The sequence below is a fragment of the Vibrio hepatarius genome, from assembly GCF_001274785.1.
GTDB classification, from domain to species: Bacteria; Pseudomonadota; Gammaproteobacteria; order Enterobacterales; family Vibrionaceae; genus Vibrio; species Vibrio hepatarius.
On the sequence record NZ_LHPI01000063.1, the window covers coordinates 1 to 3,594 of the forward strand.

A 3,594-nucleotide genomic window follows, 5' to 3' on the forward strand; every position below is an offset into this window, starting at 1 on the left:
AGCAACGATGTTACGCAGCAGGGCAGTCGCCCTAAAACAAAGTTAGCCATATCGGGAGTTAAATTGAAAATTTCATTGATTTCTGCAGTGTCAGAAAATGGCGTAATCGGTAGTGGTCCTGATATTCCGTGGTCAGCAAAAGGTGAGCAGCTAATCTTTAAGGCGCTCACATACAATCAGTGGCTTCTTGTTGGAAGGAAAACATTTGACTCTATGGGAGTTCTTCCAAATCGCAAATATGCAGTAGTGTCAAAGAATGGAATTTCAGGGTCAAATGAAAACGTCTTGGTTTTTCCTTCAATAGAAAATGCTTTGCAAGAACTATCTAAAATTACAGATCATGTATATATTTCGGGTGGGGGGCAAATCTATGAAAGCCTTATTGAAAAAGCAGATATAATTCATCTATCTACTATTCATGTTGAGGTTGAAGGTGATATTAAATTCCCTATATTACCTGAAGGTTTCAACTTGGTTTTTGAACAGTTTTTTGTGTCTAATATAAATTATACATATCAAATTTGGAAAAAAGGCTAACAAGTCGTTGCAGCACCAGTCGCTCCGCTCCTTGGACAGTTTTTAAGTTGTGGTTTTATGGTTTTGCTGCGCAAAAATATTCCATAAAACCACAACTTAAAAACTGCCGCTGAACTCGGCGTTATGCTGTGACCCGGGTTGTTGGCGAAGCGAACGTATGGCGATTAAAGTAATAAACGCAAAGGTAAAATAATGACGTGGAGAACGACCAGAACACTTTTACAGCCTCAAAATCTGGACTTCAATGAGTTTGAGATTCTTACTTCCGTAATTGAGGGCGCCCGAATTGTCGGCATTGGCGAGGGCGCTCATTTTGTCGCGGAGTTTTCACTGGCTAGAGCAAGTCTTATCCGCTATTTGGTCGAAAGGCATGATTTTAATGCGATTGGTTTGGAATGTGGGGCGATTCAGGCATCCCGGTTATCTGAATGGCTCAACTCAACAGCCGGTGCTCATGAACTTGAGCGATTTTCGGATACCCTGACCTTTTCTGTGTATGGCTCAGTGCTGATCTGGCTGAAATCATATCTCCGCGAATCAGGAAGAAAACTGCAGTTAGTCGGAATCGACTTACCCAACACCCTGAACCCAAGGGACGACCTAGCGCAATTGGCCGAAATTATCCAGCTCATCGATCACCTCATGAAACCGCACGTTGATATGCTGACTCACTTGTTGGCGTCCATTGATGGCCAGTCGGCGGTTATTTCATCGGCAAAATGGGGGGAGCTAGAAACGGCTCGGCAGGAGAAAGCTATCTCAGGGGTAACCAGATTGAAGCTCCGCTTGGCGTCGCTTGCCCCTGTACTGAAAAAACACGTCAACAGCGATTTGTTCCGAAAAGCCTCTGATCGAATAGAATCGATAGAGTATACGTTGGAAACCTTGCGTATAATGAAAACTTTCTTCGATGGTACCTCTCTTGAGGGAGATACTTCCGTACGTGACTCGTATATGGCGGGCGTAGTAGATGGAATGGTTCGAGCGAATCCGGATGTGAAGATAATTCTGCTGGCGCACAACAATCATTTACAAAAAACCCCAGTCTCCTTTTCAGGCGAGCTTACGGCTGTTCCCATGGGGCAGCACCTCGCAGAGAGGGTGAATTACCGTGCGATTGCATTCACCCATCTTGGACCCACCGTGCCGGAAATGCATTTCCCATCGCCCGACAGTCCTCTTGGATTCTCTGTTGTGACCACGCCTGCCGATGCAATCCGTGAGGATAGTATGGAACAGTATGTCATCGACGCCTGTGGTACGGAGAATTCATGTCTGACATTGACAGATGCCCCCATGGAAGCAAAGCGAATGCGGTCTCAAAGCGCCTCTGTAAAAACGAAATTGAGCGAGGCATTTGATGCCATCGTCTGTGTTCCAAGCGCCGGCAAGGACAGCCTAGTTGCCCTATAGGAAACCGGAAATGAAAATGAGGGAGCATAACCTGCGAATCCACCGGACGGTTTTCAACCGCCGGTGATCAGCGCGTTAGACATCATGAGGGTAGCGGTGACCATCGAAATTTCGAACCAACTATCAGAGGTGCTAAGCGTCATTGAGCGCCATCTGGAATCAACGTTGCTGGCCGTGCATTTGTACGGCTCCGCAGTGGATGGCGGCCTGAAGCCATACAGCGATATTGATTTGTTGGTTACTGTGGCCGTAAAGCTTGATGAAACGACGCGGCGAGCATTGCTCAATGACCTTATGGAGGCTTCGGCTTTCCCTGGCGAGAGCGAGACGCTCCGCGCTATAGAAGTCACCCTTGTCGTGCATGACGACATCATCCCGTGGCGTTATCCGGCTAAGCGCGAGCTGCAATTTGGAGAATGGCAGCGCAATGACATTCTTGCGGGTATCTTCGAGCCAGCCATGATCGACATTGATCTAGCTATCCTGCTTACAAAAGCAAGAGAACATAGCGTTGCCTTGGTAGGTCCGGCAGCGGAGGAATTCTTTGACCCGGTTCCTGAACAGGATCTATTCGAGGCGCTGAGGGAAACCTTGAAGCTATGGAACTCGCAGCCCGACTGGGCCGGCGATGAGCGAAATGTAGTGCTTACGTTGTCCCGCATTTGGTACAGCGCAATAACCGGCAAAATCGCGCCGAAGGATGTCGCTGCCGACTGGGCAATAAAACGCCTACCTGCCCAGTATCAGCCCGTCTTACTTGAAGCTAAGCAAGCTTATCTGGGACAAAAAGAAGATCACTTGGCCTCACGCGCAGATCACTTGGAAGAATTTATTCGCTTTGTGAAAGGCGAGATCATCAAGTCAGTTGGTAAATGATGTCTAACAATTCGTTCAAGCCGACCGCGCTACGCGCGGCGGCTTAACTCCGGCGTTAGATGCACTAAGCACATAATTGCTCACAGCCAAACTATCAGGTCAAGTCTGCTTTTATTATTTTGGGTATACGGATTTAATGGTTGATGGGGCACCTTCACCCCATCAATCTGATACCACCCTCAGATGGTTGATAGATCCACTCCGTAGTTGAGTTCCTCTGCGAAGTCCGGCAGTCCGTAACCGATGGTTTTCTTGTAGAAAGGAGAGACCTTCGCAGTCGGTGCCTTCTTCTTGTGCTTCGTGGTGTAGAGCATTCGTGCCCGCATCACCTCGAAGGAGTAACCGCGCCCTTCACGGTTCTTGTCCTTGGCCAGTCGGTTGATGGACTCCGTGTAAGCGTTGGTGACGGGCATGTCCGTCTCGAAGTAGGTCATGGTCTCTTCGCGCCAGTTTCCCACTGCCCTGACCAGATCGCTCCAGACTTCCTTTTGGCCCTTCGGGATGGTGGCTATCCACTCGTCCAGGGCGGCTTCTGCCTGGAGCCGTGTGGTGGCGTCCCAGATGCCGTAGAAGCGCTCCTTGTGCTCGTAGGCGGCCAGCAGTTGCGGGAACGCGCCTGTCCAGGTCTCCATGATGAGGCGCTCCCGGTCTGAGACTTCGTGAGCGCGTTTCAGCAGGATTTTCCGGTCTCCCTTGAGAGTCCGGCTCTGGGACGGTTTCAGCTCCTTTCTGAGGCCCTTGCGCACTCTCTCTAGGGCATCGTTGGCC

At 49.4% G+C, this 3,594-nt stretch carries 3 protein-coding genes and 1 pseudogene; 3 read left to right on the forward strand and 1 reads right to left on the reverse strand.

Features of this window, described 5'->3' with window-relative positions; all coding sequences use genetic code 11:
* Nucleotides 1-63 precede the first annotated feature (63 nt).
* The 3 genes from dfrA32 to AKJ31_RS22240 all read left to right on the forward strand — a co-directional run bounded on the left by dfrA32 (nucleotide 64) and on the right by AKJ31_RS22240 (nucleotide 2,826).
* Nucleotides 64-537 (forward strand): trimethoprim-resistant dihydrofolate reductase DfrA32, encoded by a 474-nt coding sequence (gene dfrA32 / locus AKJ31_RS22230; RefSeq protein WP_032084013.1) that lies wholly within the window; start codon nucleotides 64-66, stop codon nucleotides 535-537.
* Between the two features lie 192 nt (nucleotides 538-729).
* On the forward strand, nucleotides 730-1,950 hold the full coding sequence (ere(A), locus tag AKJ31_RS22235) for an EreA family erythromycin esterase (RefSeq protein WP_032084014.1): 1,221 nt from the start codon (nucleotides 730-732) through the stop codon (nucleotides 1,948-1,950).
* A gap of 84 nt (nucleotides 1,951-2,034) precedes the next feature.
* Nucleotides 2,035-2,826, forward strand: a complete 792-nt coding sequence (locus AKJ31_RS22240; protein WP_001261740.1) for an ANT(3'')-Ia family aminoglycoside nucleotidyltransferase AadA2 — start codon at nucleotides 2,035-2,037, stop codon at nucleotides 2,824-2,826.
* A gap of 179 nt (nucleotides 2,827-3,005) precedes the next feature.
* Here AKJ31_RS22240 and AKJ31_RS22245 read toward each other — a convergent pair.
* Nucleotides 3,006-3,594: pseudogene (locus AKJ31_RS22245) on the reverse strand (ISL3-like element ISPpu12 family transposase); the annotation flags it as partial.

Bases quoted from the DNA above. Each gene is read 5' to 3' on its own strand.
- AKJ31_RS22240 (WP_001261740.1), top strand. From the start codon at position 2,035: ATGAGGGTAGCGGTGACCATCGAAATTTCGAACCAACTATCAGAGGTG.